Raw genomic sequence first — 15,622 nt, 5'->3', positions numbered from 1 at the left:
CCGTCGGCGGCGCTCACGAGGTGCCGATCCGCGGGTCGAGGGCGGCGTACAGCAGGTCGACGAGCAGGTTCACCAGGAGGAACACCACCGCGAAGAGGAGGACGGCGCCCTGCAGCACCGGGTAGTCGCGCTGGCGCACGGCCAGCAGCGCCAGCTCGCCGAGGCCGGGGAAGGCGAAGACGACCTCGACGACGACGACGCCGGAGAGCAGGTAGGCCAGCTGGATGCCCGTCACCGTGACGACGGGGACGAGCGCGTTGCGCACCACGTGCCGGCCGAGCACGACGCGCTCGCGCAGCCCCTTGGCCCGCGCGGTGCGCGTGTGGTCCTGCGCCATGACCTCGAGCACCGAGGCGCGCACGAACCGGGTGAGGATCGACCCGGACACGACGCCGACGGTGACGGCCGGCAGCACCAGGCGCTGCAGCCAGCCGAGCGGGTCCTCGGTCAGCGGTACGTAGCCGCCCGAGGGCAGCCAGCCGAGCGTCAGCGAGAAGACGAGGATGAGCAGGATCCCGAGCCAGAAGTCCGGGATGCTGATGCCCGCCTGGCTCACGACCGTCGCGGCGTGGTCCGTCGCCGTCCCCCGCCGCCGCGCCGCCAGCAGCCCCAGCGGGAACGCCATGAGCAGCGCGACGACGATGGCCCCGAGGGCGAGGCTCAGGGTCGCCGGCAGCCGCTCGGCGACCAGGCCGGTGACCGTCTCGCCGGACCGGAAGCTCACCCCGAGGTCGCCGGTGAGGGCGCGCCCCGCCCAGTCGAGGTACTGCACGAGCAGCGGCTCGTCGAGGCCCGACCGCTCGCGCAGGGCGTCGTACGTCTCCTGGTCGAACCGCGTGCCCAGCGCGAGGCGGACCGGGTCGCCGGGGACGAGGTGCACCAGCGAGAACACCGCCACGCTCACCCCGACGAGGACGAGCAGCGCCTGCAGCGCGCGGCGCAGGACGTACGCGGTCACGCCCGCACCCCCGTGCGGCTCACTGCGAGAGCTCGACCGTCTCGAAGTTCACCGCCCGGTCGGCGCGGACCTCGTACCCGGTCACGTCGTCGGACCAGGCCTGGACCACGTCGGGGTTGTAGAAGTACAGGTAGCTGACCTCGTCGACGATCGTCGTCGCCGCCTGGTCGTAGAGCTCCTTGCGCCGGTCGCGGTCGGTCTCCGTGGCCGCCTCGTCGAGCAGCCGGTCGACCTCCGGGTTGCAGTAGCCCTGGTAGTTGTTGCCGCCCTCGCAGCGGTGCTGGGAGTCGTACCAGCCGAACGGGTCGTTGTTGCCGAGCCAGCCGAGCATGAAGGCGTCGAAGTCGCCGCGACCCTGCCGGTCGAGCCAGGTCGCGAAGTCGACCGTCTCCACCTGCACGTCCACCCCGACCTCGCCGAGCTGCGCGGCGATCACCTGCGCCGCCTGCACGGTCTCCGGGAACTCGTCGGTGACCATGAGCCGCATCGCCTGCCCGTCCTGCACGCCGGCCTCCTGCAGCAGGCTGCGCGCGCGGTCCGGGTCGGGCTCGAACGGGGCGTAGTCGTAGTACCAGAAGCTCTGCTCGGGGATCGCGGCCTGGTTGACCGTGGCGGCGTCGAAGCGGGCGGCCTGCGTCACCGCCTCGCGGTCGACGGCGTACGCCATCGCCTGGCGGGCCCGCACGTCCGACCACGGCTCCTGGGCGATGTTGAACGCCATGTACCAGTAGTCGACGCTCGGGGTGCGCCCGAGCGTGACGCCGTCCTCGTCCTCCAGCGACGTGATGTCCTGCGGCGGCACGTTGTCCGTCCACTGCACCTCGCCGGTGCGCAGCGCGGTCAGCGCCTGCGTCGGCTCGGCGACGAAGCGGACCTCCACCTCGCCCACGCCCGGCGCGTCGCCCCAGTAGTCCTCGAACGCCGTGAGCTGCACGTCGCCCGGGTTGACCGACGCCAGCCGGTACGGCCCCGTGCCCACCGCCTCCTGGTTCAGGTCGACCTGCTCCGCGGCGCCCTCGGGCAGGATCGCCATGCCCTTGAAGTTGCCGATCTGGTCGAGCAGGTTCGGCGTCGGCGCGGACAGGCGCAGCTCCACCGTGCGCGGGTCCACCGCCACGACGTCCTCGACGGTGGCGAAGCGGTACGCGTTCTGCAGCTCCTCGTCGACGATGCGGTCGTAGCTGTAGACCACGTCGGCCGCGTCGAACTCCGACCCGTCGTGGAACACGACCCCGTCGCGGAGGGTGAACGACCAGGTGAGGCCGTCCTCGCTGGTCGTCCACTCCGTGGCGAGCGACGGCTGGTAGGTCAGGTCCTCCGGGTCCGGCACGACGAGCGTGTCGTAGACGTTCTCGAGCACCTGGAAGCTCGGGTACGCCGACGTCTTGTGCGGGTCGAGCTGGTCGGGACGGCCGCTGATCGCCGCGACGAAGGTGCCGTCGCCGCCGCCACCGCCGCCCCCGCTCCCGCCGGAGCCGCCGCCCTCGACGTCGACGTCGTCCCCGCCGCCCGAGCAGGCGCCGGCGAGCAGGGCCGCGGCGGCCGCGGCGGCGAGCGCGCGGGCCCGCCGTCGGCCGGGCGCTCGGGTGGTGGGCGTGCTCGCGGTGGTCCGCATGGGGCTCCCCCGTCCGTGGGTACGGCAGCCGGTCCCGTCCTTCCTCCCCCATCCGGAGCAGCGGGTCGCCCTGCCGCGCCCGCCCGGCGGCGCATCGTGACGGTTTCGTGACCTCGTCGGCCCGCCGTCCCCAGGTCCCGCCGGCGCCCGCCGTCCACAGCCCGCCCGCGCGCCGGCCCGCCGCAGGTCCGGTCCCCGGCAGGGTCCTCGCGTGCCGACCGCTCCCGTCCCCCTGCTCGCCCTGCTCGCCGCCGCCGCTGCCGGTGCCGCGCTCGCGCTGCTCGGCGCCGGGGCGCTGGCGGTGCCCGCGCGCGCCGCCCCGGTGGGCTCCGCCGGCGCGTCCGCCGCGCCGGCGCAGGGCCCGCCCGCGCCCGCCGCGTGGGTCGCCCCCGTCCCGCTGGACCCGCGGGGACCGCTGCGCCGCTTCGTCGCGCCCGCGCACCGCTACGGCCCCGGGCACCGCGGCGTCGACCTGCCCGCACCCGCCGGCGCCGCCGTGCGGGTCGCCGGCGCCGGCAGGGTGGCGTTCGCCGGGCGGGTGGGCGGGCGCCCGGTCGTGTCGGTCGACCACCCGGGCGGGGTGCGGACGACCTACGAGCCCGTGCAGGCGTCGGTGCGCCGCGGCGACGCCGTGGCCGCGGGGGACCCGCTCGGCGCCCTCGTGCCGTCGGGCTCGCACTGCCCGCCCGCCGCGTGCCTGCACTGGGGGCTCCGGGTCGGCCCCGGCCTGCTCGACTACGCCGACCCGATGGCGCTGCTCCACGCGGGCCCGCCGCGGCTCCTGCCGCTGCTCGCTGCGCCCGGGGGCGGCGCGCCCGCGCGCGCGGTACCCCCGGCGCCTGCACGGGCTCCGGGGTCCCCGCGGGCGGGGCGACAGCGGGGCCGGCGGACCGCGACGGGCGCGGCGGGCTCCTCCTGCCGGTGGCGGGCGGGCTGGCGCTCGCCGGTGCGGGCCTGGCCGGAGCCGCCGCCCGGCGCGCCGCGGCGTGACGGCGTCGAGCTGCACCACGCCAGGCCCCTGCGCCCTTGCTGCGCGCCGGCCGGGCCACCGCGGGCCCGGACGAGGCGCACCGGGGGCACCGGTGCGCCCCCGGCTGACCCGGCTGACCCCTCAGTAGCGGACGCCGCGCAGGAAGTCGAAACCGACCTCGGCGGTCTCGAGCGCGTCCTCGGGCTCGCGCGGGTCGGTGCCCGCGTCGTCCCGCTCGACGATGAACTCGACCGTCCCGCCCCGGCGCGCCTGGCGGAAGATGCGCGGGAAGTCGATGAGCCCCTGCCCCGGGTCCTCGAAGAGCGCGTCCAGCCCCATGTCCTTGACGTGGAACTGGCGGAACCGCCCGGGGTGCGCCCTGATGACGTCCACGGGGTCGTGCGCCCCGCGCCAGACCCAGTACAGGTCGAGCTGGAAGTGCACCAGCGCCGGGTCCGTCTCCTCGAGCAGGATGTCCATGCCCGTGCGCCCGGACCCGTCGTCCATGCGCAGGAACTCGTTGTGGTGGTTGTGGTAGCCGAACTGGATCCGGTGGTTGCGCGCGATCCGCCCGGCGCGGTCGAGGTCGCGGGCCAGCGCCTCGTACCGGGCGGCGTCGCGGATCGGGCCGTCCTCGTCAGTGCCGAAGTACGGGTGGTTGACGTAGGTCGCGCCGAGCGTGCGGGCGTCGCGCAGCGACTGCCGCCACGCCGCGGCGTCGAACGGCTGCGGGATGCCGATGTGGGCCGAGGTCGCCCTGAGCCCGTGGTCGTCGAGCGCCTCGCGGAACTCCTGCACCGTCAGGCCCGCCGGGGCGCCCGCGGTCTCCACGTTGCGGTAGCCGATGTCCCGCAGGGTGGAGAGCGTGAGGTCGACGTCCTGGCTGAGGATGTCGCGGACCGTGTAGAGCTGGATGCTGATCCGCCGGACCGGGATCCGCTGGTCGCCGTGGTCGCCGTGGTCGTCGGCGGCACGGGCGGGGGCGGCGAGCGCACCACCGGCCCCCGCGAGCGCGGCGGTGCCGGCTGCCGCCTTGAGGAAGCCGCGGCGCGACGCGAGCGCGGCCACCTCCTCGGGGCGCGCCGGGTGCTGGGCAGGGCCGTTGCACATGGGCTCCTCCTTCGTCCGGGGCCACGCTGCGCCGGAGCAGCGGCAGGTCGCCGCTGCCGTGGAGTGCGGGACGCGCCGCGGGCGCGACCCCTGCTGTGGCCGGGAAGGTAGTCACTCGCGCCGCACCTGTGAAGCCCCGACCGGCTGGCGCGCCGGCCGGGGTGGTGGTGCCGGCGGTCAGTCCTTGACCTCGCTCAGCTTGCCGCGCATCTGCAGCACCGCCTTGGTGTGCATCTGGCAGATGCGCGACTCGGTCACGCCGAGGACCTTGCCGATCTCCGCGAGCGTCAGGCCCTCGTAGTAGTAGAGCGTCACGACGATCTTCTCCCGCTCGGGGAGCTGGTTGATCGCCTTGGCGAGGAGGTACTTCGTCTCCTCGGACTCGAAGGCGAGCACGGGGTCCTCGGCCTTGGTGTCCTCGAGGGTGTCGACGAGGCTGAGCTTGTCGCCCTTCTCGCCGCCGACGCTGAGCAGCTCGTCGAGCGCGACGACGTTGACGTACGACACCTGGCTGAAGATGGCGTGCAGCTCGTCGAGCCGGATGCCCATCTCCTGGGCGACCTCGGCCTCGGTCGGCGTGCGGTGCAGCCGGCCCTCGAGCAGCGCGTACGCCTTCTCGACCTCGCGCGCCTTGTAGCGGACCGAGCGCGGGATCCAGTCGATGGCCCGCAGCTCGTCGATGATCGCGCCGCGGATGCGGTTGATCGCGTACGTCTCGAACTTGATCGCGCGCTCGATGTCGAACTTGTCGATGGCGTCGATGAGCCCGAAGATCCCGTACGAGACGAGGTCGGCCTGCTCGATGTTCGACGGCAGGCCCACGCCGACGCGGCCGGCGACGTACTTCACCAGCGGCGAGTAGTGCAGGATCAGCCGCTCGCGCAGGGCGGGGTCCCCGGTGGACTTGTAGTCCTCCCACAGGGACCGCAGCGCACCCTCGGTCTCCTCGGCGTCGCCCACCGGCCACCTCCCCCTCTGCGCACGGCCCTGCTGGGCCGACCTTCCCCCGACGGAGGACCTCACGCCCGGGGGTGGGCCCGGGCATAGGTCGACCGCAGCCGTTCGGCCGTGACGTGGGTGTAGACCTGCGTCGTGGTGAGCGTAGCGTGACCGAGGAGCTCCTGGACCGTGCGCAGGTCGGCGCCGCCCTCGAGCAGGTGCGTGGCGGCGCTGTGGCGCAGCCCGTGCGGGGCGAGGTCGGGTGCCCCCGGGACCGAGCGCACCGCGCGGTGGACCACCTCCCGCGCCGCGCGCTGGTCGAGCCGCCCGCCGCGACGGCCCAGCAGCAGGGCGGCCCCGCTGCGCGGCCCCTCCAGCACCGGGCGGCCCCGCGCCCGCCACGCGTCGAGCGCGGCGAGCGCCGGCACGCCGAGCGGCACCGCCCGCTCCTTGTCGCCCTTGCCGACGACGCGCACCAGCCGGCGGGCGTCGTCGACGTCGCCCAGGTCGAGCCCGCACAGCTCGCCGACCCGCACGCCGGTCGCGTAGAGCAGCTCGAGCACCGCGCGGTCGCGCAGCGCCAGCGCGGCCGCGGCCGGGTCGTGCGCGCCGGCGGCCCGCTGCGCGCGCTCGCCCGCGGCGTCGAGGACGGCGCCGGCCTGCTCCTGGCGCAGCACGCCCGGCAGCGTGCGGTGCGGCTTGGGCGAGGCCAGCAGCGCACCGGCGTCGGCGTCGGCCAGCCCGCGCCGGGCGCACCAAGCGGTCAGGGCGCGCGCCGCGCTGGCCCGCCGGGCGAGCGTGGTGCGCGCGAGCCCGCGCGCCTGCAGCCCCGCGAGCCACGAGCGGAGCAGCCGCAGGTCGAGGTCGGCGGGGGTGCGGGCCCCCCTGCGGGACGCGTGCGCCAGCAGGTCCGCCGCGTCGCCGGCGTACGCGCGCACCGAGTGGGCCGACAGCCCGCGCTCGTCGCGCAGGTGCACCACGAAGCCGTCCAGCGCCTCGCGCAGGGCCGGGGCGTCCGCGAGGGGGTCCACCGGCGGGTCCGGGGGCGCCGCGGACGGGGCAGCGGCCCCACCCCCGGCACCCGCCGCACGGCCCGCACCGGGAGCGCCCGCGCTGGCCGCTCCGATCCCTGCCGAGCCGGTCCCCTGCGCGTCGTCGGCCACGCGGCCACGCTGCCGAGCGCGCCCCCGCGGCGCAACGTCCCACGCCGTCCGCGGGCGCACGGCTCAGGCCCGCTCCGGCCGCCGACGCGCGCGCAGGGCCGCGGACACCCGGTGCCCGTGCTCGTCGGCCTCGGCGAGCCCCTCGAGCACGAGCAGCCCCAGCGCGGCGCGCACCGACCCGAGGTCCAGCCCGGCCTCGCGCGCCAGCCGCGCCACCGGAGCGCCGCGGCGGACCGGCAGCGCGTCGAGCACCCGCAGCTGCACGGGGGTGAGCCCGTCCTCCGGCCGCTCCTCACCGCGCGGCGCCGGCGCCGCGTCGTCGCCGAGCCGGCCGACGGCGTCCACGACCTCCGCGCCGCTGGTGACCAGCACCGCGCGCCCGGCGCGCACGAGCGCGTGGCAGCCGGCCGACGTCGGCGCGGTCACCGGCCCGGGCACCGCCATCACCGTCCGCCCGAGCGCCGCCGCGTGGCCGGCGGTGGAGGCCGTGCCGCTGCGCACCGCCGCCTCCACGACGACCGTCCCGCGCGTCAGCGCGGCCACGAGCCGGTTGCGCTGCAGCAGGCGGGACCGGGTCACCGTCGCTCCCGGCGGCAGCTCCGACACCACCGCCCCCGACTGCGCGACGCGGTGCAGCAGCAGCTCGTGGCCCCGGGGGTAGACGGCGTCCGCCCCGCAGGCCAGCACGGCCACCGTCGACCCGCCGCCGGCCACGGCGCCGCGGTGCGCGGCGGCGTCCACCCCGTACGCCGCGCCGCTGAGGACCGTCCACCCGCGCTCGGCGACCTCCGCGGCGAGGTCGGCGGCGACGTGCTCGCCGTACGCCGTCGCCGCCCGGGCGCCGATGACGGCCACCGAGCGCGCGGCGAGCGCGCGCAGGTCGGCCGCCCCGCGCACCCACAAGCACAGCGGCGGGCGCAGGGGGAAGCCCCCGCTCGCACCCGCGAGCGCCAGGTCGTCGAGCTGGGACGGCCACTCCTCGTCGCCCGGGCACACGAGCCGCAGGGCGCGCGCGGGGTCGCCGTCCGCGGCGCCGGCGCCTCCGCCGGCGCTCCCGGCCCCGTCGGGCGCAGCAGCGGCCTCGTCGAGCGCGGCCAGCCGGTGGCCGTACCCCTCGAGCCGCCGCGCCGACGCGCGGCCCGGCAGCACCGTGCCGTCGCCCGCGCGCAGCCGGGACAGCACCTCCTCCGGGCCGTGCAGGGCGACGGCGTCGTGCACGAGCGCGTCCCCGGGCTCGGACACCGCGGCCAGCGCCGCGCGCGCGGCGCGCGCGCCCGTCCCCGCGCTCACGCCGCTCCCGCCGTGCTCGTCTCGCGCCACAGCACCGCCGTGAGCACGTCGTCGGGCCCGACCACGTCGCGCCCGGCGAGGTCGGCCAGCGTCCAGGCGACCCGCAGCACCCGGTCCAGGCCGCGCGCGGAGAGCGTGCCGCGCTGCAGGTGCTGGTCCAGCAGGCGCACCACGGGCTCGGGCACGGCCCAGCGGCGGCGCAGCACCGGCCCGGGGACCTCGGCGTTGGTGCGTGGCGGCGCGCTGAGGTCGAGGGCCCGCAGCCGGTGCAGGGCCCGCTCGCGGGCCGCGAGGACCCGCTCGCGCACCACCGCGGTCCCCTCCACCGCCGCGTCCTCGAGGAGCGCGCCGCGGGCGACGGGCGGCACCCGCACGCGCAGGTCGACCCGGTCGAGCAGCGGCCCCGACAGCTTCCCGACGTAGCGCAGCCGCGCGTGCGGCGAGCACCGGCAGCGCAGGTCCTGCTCGCGGGAGCCGCCGGACAGCCCGCACGGGCAGGGGTTGGCGGCGAGGACGAGCTGGAACCGCGCCGGGTAGCGCGCCGCGCCCGCCGCGCGACGCACCACGACCACCCCCGACTCGAGGGGCTGGCGCAGCGCGTCGAGCACCGGGCGGGCGAACTCCGGCGCCTCGTCGAGGAGGAGCACCCCGCGGTGGGCGAGGCTGATCGCGCCGGGCCGGGGCATGCCCGAACCGCCGCCCACGACCGCGGCGGCCGTGGCGCTGTGGTGCGGGTCCTCGAAGGGCGGGCGGCGCACGAGGGGCGCCCCCGGCGGCAGCGTCCCGGCCACCGAGTGGATCGCCGAGACCTCGAGCGCCGCCTCGCGGTCCAGCTCGGGCAGGAGCCCCGGCAGCCGCTCGGCGAGCATCGTCTTGCCCGCGCCGGGCGGGCCGAGGAGGAACAGGTGGTGCCCGCCGGCCGCGCACACCTCGAGCGCGGCGCGCCCCTCCGGCTGGCCCAGCACGTCGGACAGGTCCTTGCCCGCACCCGCACCCTCCGGCGCCGGCTCCTCGGGCCCCTGCCCCGGCTCGGCGGCCCGCTCCCCGCGCAGCAGCCCGACGAGCGCACCGAGGGTGCGCACCGGCACGACCTCCACGTCCGGCACCAGCGCCGCCTCGCGGGCGTTGCCCGCCGGGACCACGACCCGCCGCGCCCCGCCCGCAGCCGCAGCCAGCACCGCCGGCAGCACCCCGCGCACCGGGCGGACCCGCCCGTCCAGGCCGAGCTCCCCGAGCAGCACCGCCCCGTCCAGCGCGCCCTGCGGCACCACCCCCGCCGCCGCCAGCACCGCGCACGCCACGGGCAGGTCGAAGTGCGAGCCGCCCTTGGGCAGCGACGCCGGCACCAGGCTCACCGTGATCCGCCGGTTGGGCCAGCCGATCCCCGAGTTCACCACCGCCGCGCGCACCCGGTCGCGCGACTCCGACAGCGCCGCGTCCGGCAGCCCCACGAGGATGAACGCCGGCAGCCCCTGCGCCAGGTGCGCCTCCACCCCCACCACGTGGCCCTCGACCCCGAGCAGCGTCACCGCCCCCGCCCGGCCCAGCGAGCCCGCCGGCACCCCGCCGCTCACGCCACGCCCCGCAGGTGCTCCACGAGCGCCGCGCCCCGCGGGCGGCGCAGCACCGCCACCACGTCGACCCGCAGCTCCTGCGGGTGCACCCCGCGCTCGTGCACCCACCGCGCCGCCAGTCGGCGCAGCCGCGCCGCCTTGGCCGGCGTCACCGCCTCCGCCGGCGGCCCGTACGCCCCGCTCGAGCGGGTCTTGACCTCGCACACCACGAGCACGCCGCCCTCACGGGCCACGATGTCGATCTCGCCCAGCTCGCAGCGCCAGTTCCGCTCCAGCACCACCAGCCCGGCGTCCACCAGGTGCCGGGCGGCGACCCGCTCGCCGTACCGCCCCACCCCGTCCTTGGCGCGCACCGGCACCACCTCCGCGCCGGAGCCAACCCGCGCGGCCCGGCCCGCCGGGCCCGCACCACGACCGGCTGTGGAGGACCGCCCCCGCCGGACCCTGTGGACGGGCCCCGCTCAACGCGCGAGCAGCGCGTCCAGCCCGATCGCCAGCGACAGCGCCAGCCGACGGTCCAGCCACGGCGCGTGCACCGACACCCGGTACGCGTCGCGCAGCCCCCACGTGCGCTCGCTGGAGAGCACCGGCTCGCCCTCGACGGTGGTGAAGTCGAAGTGCACGGCCAGCGGGACGTCGCTGACCCGGCGCAGCAGCGCCACGAGGAGGTTGCGCTCCGAGCCCGTCGCCGCCGGGCCCCCGGCCTGCTCGAGGTGGAACGTGGACACCAGCAGCGACCGCGCGAAGTCCTTGCGGAAGCCGCCGATGACCGTGCCGTCCGGCGCCGTCACGTCGTACTGCGCCCGCACGTCCATGACCTGCCGGGCCCGGAACGCGCAGAGCTCCGCCCGGCGGGACTCGTCGGTGTAGAGCGTGATCTGCTCGCGCAGCGCCATCCGCTTCTGCTGCGCGAAGGCGACGGGCTCGCCCGCCGACCAGTCCGGCCGCGCGGCGCTCACGTCGTAGCGGTTGACCATCGCGGTGATGCGCTGGCGGACCAGGAAGGCGTCCGTGGCCTGCAGGGTCGCCGCGTCCATCAGGACATCCCCTCGGCGCGCGGCAGCTCGATGTCGGCCTTAGCGAGCTCCTCGACGTTGACGTCCTTGAACGTCACGACCTTGACGTTCTTCACGAAGCGCGCCGGACGGTACATGTCCCACACCCAGGCGTCGGACATCGTCACCTCGAAGTAGACCTCGCCGCCGTCCGTCGAGCGCACCTGCAGGTCGACGGTGTTGGTGAGGTAGAAGCGCCGCTCGGTCTCGACGACGTACGAGAAGAGCCCCACGACGTCGCGGTACTCCCGGTAGAGCTGCAGCTCCATCTCGGTCTCGTACTTCTCGAGGTCCTCGGCGCTCATGCACTCTCCCGGTGGTCGGCCCGCAGGGGGCCGGGTCCGTACGTCGTCCCCGCCGTCGCGGCGGAGGACCCATCATCCCCTGCCGCCGGCGCCGCGCCGCCACGCACCGCCGACGCCACGTTGACGTACGAGAAGCGGTGCTCCGGGCACGGACCGTACCGGCGCAGCGCCTCCTGGTGCACCGGCGTCGAGTAGCCCTTGTGCCCCGCGAAGTCGTACTCCGGCCAGCGCTCGTGCAGGTCGCGCATCATCCGGTCCCGCGTCACCTTCGCCACGACCGACGCGGCGGCGACGCACGCCGCGACCCGGTCGCCCTTCCAGACCGCGAGGCCGGGCGCGGGCCCGCCGGGGACCGGGAAGCCGTCGGTGAGCACGTACGCCGGCTCGACCGCCAGCGTCCACAGCGCCCGGCGCATCGCCTGCAGGTTGGCCCGGTGCAGCCCGGTCGCGTCGACCTCCGCCGCCGGGACGACCACGACCGACCAGGCGAGCGCCCGGGCCACGACCTCGGCGTGGACCCGCTCGCGGGCCGCCGCCGTGAGCAGCTTGGAGTCCGCGAGCCCCGGGACCTGCCCGCGCCGCCCCTCGGGCAGCACGACGGCCGCCACGACGAGCGGGCCGGCGCACGCGCCGCGCCCGGCCTCGTCGGCACCGGCGACCGGGCTCAGGCCGTGCCGGGCCAGCGCGCGCTCGTAGCCGTAGAGGCCCGCGTCGCGCCGCACCGCGGTCCCGCGCGGGAGCGTCACGGCGCCGCCGCCCCCGCCACCTCGACGAGCGCCTGCGGGGGACCGTCGGCCAGCAGCGCGGCCAGCCGCTCGGGCAGGTCCGCCGGCGCCAGCTCCTCGCCGGTCGCGCGCAGCTCCTCGAGCGTCCACCAGCGGTGCGCGCTGATCGCCCGGCGCTCCACCGGGCCCCAGCCGGCGGCGTCGACGGCGAAGGGCGCGCAGCGGGCCAGGAAGAAGACCTCGCGCTGGTCGTACGGCACGCCGAGGAACGTGAAGCGGGCCCGGCGGCGCCACACCGCGGGACCGAGGACGAGGTCCTCGAGGCCGGTCTCCTCCCGCACCTCGCGCCGGGCCGCGTCCTCGTACGACTCCCCCGGGTCGAGCCCGCCGCCGGGGGTGAACCAGAAGGTGGCCGCGGGGCGGTCGGGGTCGCAGCCGCGGAACAGCAGGAGCCGGTCGTGCCCGTCGAGCAGGAGCACGCGGGCCGCCTCGCGGCGCCGCGGCTCGACCTCGGGGACCTCGTCCTGCACGGGTGCCGAGCCTAGCTCCACCGCTCGAAGCCGTCGGGCAGGACCTCGCCGCGCAGCAGCCGCGGCGCGAGCTCGTCCAGGCGGCCGGGGTAGAGCCGCTCGCCGGAGGCCGCGAGGGCACCCAGGTCCGCCGGCGACCACCAGCGCAGGCCGAGGAAGGCGCCGGTCTCCTCGTCGGTCGGCGCCGTCGCGGCCGGCACGGCGCCCGGCGCGAGGCGCACCACGTGCACCGTCTCGACCTGCCAGCGCCGCACCCCCAGCCAGCGGAAGGTCGCTCGGCGCCGCCACAGGGCCGGGCCGACGTCGGCCGGGTCCACGGCGTAGCCGGTCTCCTCGCGCACCTCGCGCGCGCACGCCGCCTCGTCGGTCTCGCCCGGCTCCACCCCGCCGCCGGGCAGCTCCCACCACCGCCCGAGCGCCGGGTCGAGCGGGTCGTGGACGTGCAGGAGCAGGACGCGCCCGGCGGGGTCGACGAGCAGGGCCTTGGCCGAGCGCCGCCAGCCCTGGCCGGGCGGCGGGGCGTCGTCGGCGGGCAGGGGCCGGCCCTCAGTCCCCGGACAGGCCGGCCTGGTCGAACGTGTCCGGGCGCGTCAGGCCCTTGAAACGGTCGAAGGGCCACACGACGACGAAGGCGCGCCCGACCACGTCGTCCTCGGGCAGGAACCCGCCGCCGGGCTCGCCGGTGTGGGCGCGGCTGTCGAGGCTCTCCTCCCGGTGGTCGCCCATGACCCAGAGGTAGCCCTCGGGGACCTCGACCTCGAAGGGCGACGCGCTGGGCTCGTTGCCCGGGAAGAGGTACCCCTCCTCGTCGAGCGGCACGCCGTTGACCGTGACCCGGCCCTCGGCGTCGCAGCACGCCACGGTGTCGCCGCCCACGCCGATGACGCGCTTGATGAGGTCGTCGCCGCTGGCGGACGGGGCGAGGCCGACGAACTCCAGGCCGTCGCGCAGGGCGTCCCCGAGCCGGCCGGCGCCCTCGGGCTCCTGCACGTCGGGCAGCCAGTCGGCTGGGTCGCGGAACACGACGATGTCGCCCCGCTCGACCTCGCCGAAGCGGGTCGCCAGCTTGTTGACGAACACCCGGTCGCCGACGGCGAGGGTCTCCTCCATCGAGCCGGAGGGGATGTAGAACGCCTGCACGAGGAAGCTCTTGATGAGCAGGCTCAGCACCAGCGCCGCGACGAGGATGACGGGCAGCTCGCGCAGGAAGGAGCCGCGCCGCGCGGGGCGCCGGGGGGCACCGGCGGGCTCGCCCGCGCCCTCGTCGCGCGCGTCGCCGGGGCCGGCGGGCCCGCTGTCCTGGCCCTCGCGCGGCGGCTCGTCGGGGGCGGTCCCGTCGCGGTGCCTGCGCCGCCAGTCGCCCATGCTGCTCCTCGGTCGGCGGTGCCCGCCCGCGGCGGGCCGGCGGGTGCCCCGCCGGGGGTCGATCCTAGGCACGCCGGCCCGGTGGTGCGCCGGGCCGGCGTGCAGGGGCGGGACGGGCTCAGCGGCCCGCGGGCTCCCGCTTCTCCTTGATCTTGGCGGCCTTGCCGCGCAGGTCGCGCAGGTAGTAGAGCTTCGCGCGGCGCACGTCGCCGCGGGTCACGACCTCGATCTTGTCCACGATCGGGGTGTGCACCGGGAAGGTGCGCTCGACGCCGACGCCGAAGCTGACCTTGCGGACCGTGAAGGTCTCGCGCACGCCGTCGCCCTGGCGGCGGATGACCACGCCCTGGAAGACCTGGATGCGCGAGCGCGAGCCCTCGACCACGCGCACGTGGACCTTCAGGGTGTCGCCGGGGCGGAAGCTCGGGACGTCGGAGCGCAGGCTGCCGGCGTCGAGCGCGTCGAGGGTGTTCATCTCGGTCTCCTCACGGGTGCCACAGGTCACCCGCGGAACAGGGCCCGGGCGGGTCGCCCGGGCGGCGTGTGGTCGGTCTGGCCACCGGGTCGGCGGGTGCGCTTCCCCCGTGGCGGGGCGCGGCGGACCGGCGGCAACCGGGTCAGTCTGCCACAGCGGGGGACGTGCGGCCGAATCGCCCGTCGGCGCCGGGGGCCCAGCCCGCGTCCGCGAGCACCGCGAGGTCGCGCCGGTCGAGGGCCGCCGGGTCCAGGCGCGCGACGAGGTCGGGGCGGCGCGCGGCCGTGCGGCGCAGCGCCTCGTCGCGGCGCCAGCGCGCGACGGCGCCGTGGTCGCCCGAGAGGAGCACCGGCGGGACCTCGCGCCCGCGCCAGGCGGCCGGCTTGGTGTAGACGGGGTGCTCGAGCAGGCCGTGGCGCGAGGCGGCGTGGCTCTCCTCGACGAGGCTCTCCGCGTTGCCGACGACGCCGGGCAGCAGCCGGGCGACCGCCTCGACGACCGCGAGCACGGCGACCTCGCCGCCGTTGAGCACGTAGTCGCCGAGCGAGACCTCGTCGACGCGGGACACCCGCCCCGAGCCAGCCGCCTCCTCCACGACGCGGGCGTCGATGCCCTCGTACCGCCCGCAGGCGAAGAGCAGCCAGGGCTCCGCGGCGAGCTCGTGGGCCATCGCCTGGTCGAACCGGCGCCCCGCGGGGGTGGGCACGACGAGCCGCGGGCCCGCGCCCCCGCCAGGCGCCGGGGTGAGCGCGTCGAGCGCCTCCCCCCAGGGCTCCGGGCGCATGACCATGCCGGCGCCCCCGCCGTACGGGGTGTCGTCGACGGTGCGGTGGCGGTCGTGCGTCCAGTCGCGCAGGTCGTGCACGCGCAGGTCGAGCAGGCCGGCCTCGCGCGCACGGCCGATGAGCGAGAGCCCGAGCGGCGCGAGGTAGTCCGGGAAGATCGTCACGACGTCGACGCGCACTCAGGCCCCCTCGTCCGGGGCGTCGCCGAGCAGGCCCGGCGGCGGGTCGAGGACCATCCGCCCGGCCTCGAGGTCGACCTCCGGCACGATCGCGGCGACGAACGGGACGAGCAGCTCGGCGCCGTCCGGGCGCCGCACGAGCACGAGGTCCTGCCCGGGCGGGTGCAGCATCTCCTCGACCCGCCCGAGCACCGTGCCGTCGGCGAGGACGACCTCGAGGTCCTCGAGCTGGTGGTCGTAGAAGTCCTCGGGGTCCTCGGGCCGCTCCTCGGGGTCCACGTCGGCGACGAGGAGGGTGCCGCGCAGCGCCTCGGCGCCGGTCCGGTCGTGCACGCCCTCGAAGCGCAGGAGCAGCCGCCCCGAGTGCACCCGACCGGTGGCCACCACGAGGGGGCCCCGCTCGGGCGGGTCGGTGGCGAGCACGGCCCCGGGGCCGAGCCGGCGCTCGGGGTCGTCGGTGCGCACCTCGACCGCCACGTCGCCGCGGATGCCGTGCGCGCGCCCGACGCGGCCGACGACGAGCTGCACGGGACCTCCGGGTGGTCGAGGGGGTGGGCGCGCCGACGCCCCGGCTCGACGGGCGG

At 77.2% G+C, this 15,622-nt stretch carries 17 protein-coding genes and 1 pseudogene; 1 reads left to right on the top strand and 17 read right to left on the bottom strand.

Features of this window, described 5'->3' with window-relative positions; genetic code table 11:
* Positions 1-13: 13 nt before the first annotated feature.
* Together D5H78_RS05135 and D5H78_RS05130 are read right to left on the bottom strand one after the other, a co-directional pair.
* Positions 14-958 carry an ABC transporter permease gene (locus tag D5H78_RS05135; RefSeq protein ID WP_119949196.1) on the bottom strand — a complete coding sequence of 315 codons (945 nt, stop codon included), beginning with the start codon at positions 956-958 and terminating at the stop codon, positions 14-16.
* A gap of 19 nt (positions 959-977) precedes the next feature.
* A complete protein-coding gene (locus D5H78_RS05130; RefSeq protein ID WP_119949195.1) occupies positions 978-2,573 on the bottom strand; it encodes an ABC transporter substrate-binding protein in 1,596 nt (531 codons plus the stop codon).
* 211 nt (positions 2,574-2,784) lie between these two features.
* On the opposite strand from D5H78_RS05130, the pseudogene D5H78_RS20440 reads away from it, so the two are divergent.
* Positions 2,785-3,279: pseudogene (locus D5H78_RS20440) on the top strand (peptidoglycan DD-metalloendopeptidase family protein); the annotation flags it as partial.
* Positions 3,280-3,684: 405 nt separating this feature from the next.
* Here the strand turns inward: D5H78_RS20440 and D5H78_RS05120 are convergent.
* The 15 genes from D5H78_RS05120 to rimM form a co-directional block, all read right to left on the bottom strand.
* Positions 3,685-4,653 carry a sugar phosphate isomerase/epimerase family protein gene (locus tag D5H78_RS05120; protein ID WP_119949194.1) on the bottom strand — a complete coding sequence of 323 codons (969 nt, stop codon included), beginning with the start codon at positions 4,651-4,653 and terminating at the stop codon, positions 3,685-3,687.
* Between the two features lie 177 nt (positions 4,654-4,830).
* Positions 4,831-5,613: an RNA polymerase sigma factor WhiG gene (gene whiG, locus D5H78_RS05115; protein ID WP_119949193.1), complete on the bottom strand. Its 783-nt coding sequence runs from the start codon at positions 5,611-5,613 to the stop codon at positions 4,831-4,833.
* A gap of 59 nt (positions 5,614-5,672) precedes the next feature.
* Complete coding sequence (locus tag D5H78_RS05110; RefSeq protein ID WP_119949192.1) at positions 5,673-6,623, bottom strand: tyrosine-type recombinase/integrase; 951 nt, start codon at positions 6,621-6,623, stop codon at positions 5,673-5,675.
* Positions 6,624-6,818: 195 nt separating this feature from the next.
* On the bottom strand, positions 6,819-8,045 hold the full coding sequence (gene dprA / locus D5H78_RS05105; protein WP_119949403.1) for a DNA-processing protein DprA: 1,227 nt from the start codon (positions 8,043-8,045) through the stop codon (positions 6,819-6,821).
* On the bottom strand, positions 8,042-9,619 hold the full coding sequence (locus D5H78_RS05100; RefSeq protein WP_218566245.1) for a YifB family Mg chelatase-like AAA ATPase: 1,578 nt from the start codon (positions 9,617-9,619) through the stop codon (positions 8,042-8,044). The genes dprA and D5H78_RS05100 overlap by 4 nt, the downstream gene beginning before the upstream one ends.
* Positions 9,616-9,972: a YraN family protein gene (locus tag D5H78_RS05095; protein WP_119949191.1), complete on the bottom strand. Its 357-nt coding sequence runs from the start codon at positions 9,970-9,972 to the stop codon at positions 9,616-9,618. Before D5H78_RS05095 ends, D5H78_RS05100 begins: the two co-directional genes overlap by 4 nt.
* 108 nt (positions 9,973-10,080) lie before the next feature.
* On the bottom strand, positions 10,081-10,656 hold the full coding sequence (locus tag D5H78_RS05090; RefSeq protein ID WP_119949190.1) for an LURP-one-related/scramblase family protein: 576 nt from the start codon (positions 10,654-10,656) through the stop codon (positions 10,081-10,083).
* Positions 10,656-10,979 carry a DUF2469 domain-containing protein gene (locus tag D5H78_RS05085; protein WP_119949189.1) on the bottom strand — a complete coding sequence of 108 codons (324 nt, stop codon included), beginning with the start codon at positions 10,977-10,979 and terminating at the stop codon, positions 10,656-10,658. Before D5H78_RS05085 ends, D5H78_RS05090 begins: the two co-directional genes overlap by 1 nt.
* Positions 10,976-11,725, bottom strand: a complete 750-nt coding sequence (locus D5H78_RS05080; RefSeq protein ID WP_119949188.1) for a ribonuclease HII — start codon at positions 11,723-11,725, stop codon at positions 10,976-10,978. The genes D5H78_RS05085 and D5H78_RS05080 overlap by 4 nt, the downstream gene beginning before the upstream one ends.
* Positions 11,722-12,234 carry an NUDIX hydrolase gene (locus D5H78_RS05075; protein ID WP_119949187.1) on the bottom strand — a complete coding sequence of 171 codons (513 nt, stop codon included), beginning with the start codon at positions 12,232-12,234 and terminating at the stop codon, positions 11,722-11,724. The genes D5H78_RS05080 and D5H78_RS05075 overlap by 4 nt, the downstream gene beginning before the upstream one ends.
* Before the next feature lie 11 nt (positions 12,235-12,245).
* Positions 12,246-12,680, bottom strand: a complete 435-nt coding sequence (locus D5H78_RS05070; protein WP_245941599.1) for an NUDIX domain-containing protein — start codon at positions 12,678-12,680, stop codon at positions 12,246-12,248.
* 100 nt (positions 12,681-12,780) lie between these two features.
* Positions 12,781-13,599 carry a signal peptidase I gene (gene lepB, locus D5H78_RS05065; RefSeq protein WP_119949185.1) on the bottom strand — a complete coding sequence of 273 codons (819 nt, stop codon included), beginning with the start codon at positions 13,597-13,599 and terminating at the stop codon, positions 12,781-12,783.
* Positions 13,600-13,717: 118 nt separating this feature from the next.
* Entirely contained in the window at positions 13,718-14,074 is a 357-nt protein-coding gene (gene rplS, locus D5H78_RS05060; protein ID WP_119949184.1) for a 50S ribosomal protein L19, read from the bottom strand.
* A 142-nt stretch (positions 14,075-14,216) separates the two neighbouring features.
* Entirely contained in the window at positions 14,217-15,038 is an 822-nt protein-coding gene (gene trmD, locus D5H78_RS05055) for a tRNA (guanosine(37)-N1)-methyltransferase TrmD (protein WP_119949183.1), read from the bottom strand.
* A complete protein-coding gene (gene rimM, locus D5H78_RS05050) occupies positions 15,039-15,566 on the bottom strand; it encodes a ribosome maturation factor RimM (protein WP_119949182.1) in 528 nt (175 codons plus the stop codon). It abuts the gene before it with no gap.
* Between the last annotated feature and the right edge of the window lie 56 nt (positions 15,567-15,622).

This window comes from Vallicoccus soli (genome assembly GCF_003594885.1).
Taxonomy (GTDB): Bacteria; Actinomycetota; Actinomycetes; order Motilibacterales; family Motilibacteraceae; genus Vallicoccus; species Vallicoccus soli.
Note: the sequence above shows the minus strand (reverse complement) of the source record. Positions and strands in the feature narration are given on the sequence as shown.